We start from the raw sequence: 1,228 nt of genomic DNA on the forward strand, positions 1-1,228 counted from the left end.
AGTACCATGCTGGCAGCATGCAGCTTGAACTCGCGGGTATAGACCTTTCTATCGTTCATGGAACCTCCAAGTTGGCGAAATCATATCGCCCTTAAGAGGTGTCCGGAATTATTAGACCAGTTCAAGCTCGCTCCCACAGGGTTCTGCGGCGCACACCGAATTTCGGTCCGGCAGAAATTACTGTGGGCCGGGCGGGGAACGCCTGGCGCGTGGCTTGAACAAGCGCTGAATCAAGATCAAAAGATCGTCCGATCGCGGCCCGAGCCTGCGGCAGCTCCTACAGTGATAAATGTTCACCGAGGATGTGCGGATCACCACGCTCCTGTAGGAGCTGCCGAAGGCTGCGATCTTGGCGATCGGAAAAACGCTACAAACCGGGAAGTTTTCTGACAGAAAAATCAGCGTTCCTACACGCATGTTCCCTTCCCTTTGCAGGAAATTTCCTAGATTATTTCGCCCGCTTGCGCCTACAGATTTCCGCGTCTAATCTCGGCCCGTCACTGCTCATCAGTGACCGGGTTTAGTCGCCCGGATATCACTTGGCGTACAGCGCTACCTCTTTCAGGTGTTTTTTATCGCCTGAACTTTATGGTGGCTGTGCGCAGGGCACCCTCGGGTGCGCCGGGGTTCCAGGTGACCGGTCGACTAACCTGCGTGCAGCCGCCACCCCTTCTCGTTTAGTCGCGAAATCGGTTGGCTCCTACCACCACCTGGAGTTTACCAATGAAAAAGCCTGTCCCCGATCCACCCTCCAATGCAACCAGGAACGATGACCTCCAAAGAGACCGCTCCGCACTCTACCGTGCCATCGATTTCTACCTGACCGGCGAACAACCGTCGGCTCCCGATGAGCTCAGGTTCTACAACGTCAGCAACGATGTAAGCTTCGAAGACACCTAACTCTACATCGCCGATTTGTTGCGCTGTGCATCGGTCACGGCCTATCAGTGTGGCGACCACCTCAAGGGGGCCGACCGAGCCATGGTGTATTCGATTTGGCATTTGCTGGAGATCGCCAAGGCCATGGTTGACCGGTCGATTGATTGTCTGGGGATGAAGCAGGCGCAGGACTGACTTGACGGGTGTTCCTTGAGGCCGCCTTCGCGAGCAAGCTGAACTGGTCTAATAATTCCGGACACCTCTTAAGGGCGATATGATTTCGCCAACTTGGAGGTTCCATGAACGATAGAAAGGTCTATACCCGCGAGTTCAAGCTGCATGCTGCCAG

1 pseudogene is annotated in these 1,228 nt (G+C 55.0%); it reads left to right on the top strand.

Features of this window, described 5'->3' with window-relative positions:
• Nucleotides 1–723: 723 nt before the first annotated feature.
• Nucleotides 724–1,074 (top strand): annotated as a pseudogene (locus tag IMW75_RS26715) (DUF6124 family protein).
• The last annotated feature ends 154 nt before the right edge of the window (nucleotides 1,075–1,228 follow it).

Source organism: Pseudomonas gregormendelii, assembly GCF_017114825.1.
GTDB lineage: Bacteria > Pseudomonadota > Gammaproteobacteria > Pseudomonadales > Pseudomonadaceae > Aquipseudomonas > Aquipseudomonas gregormendelii.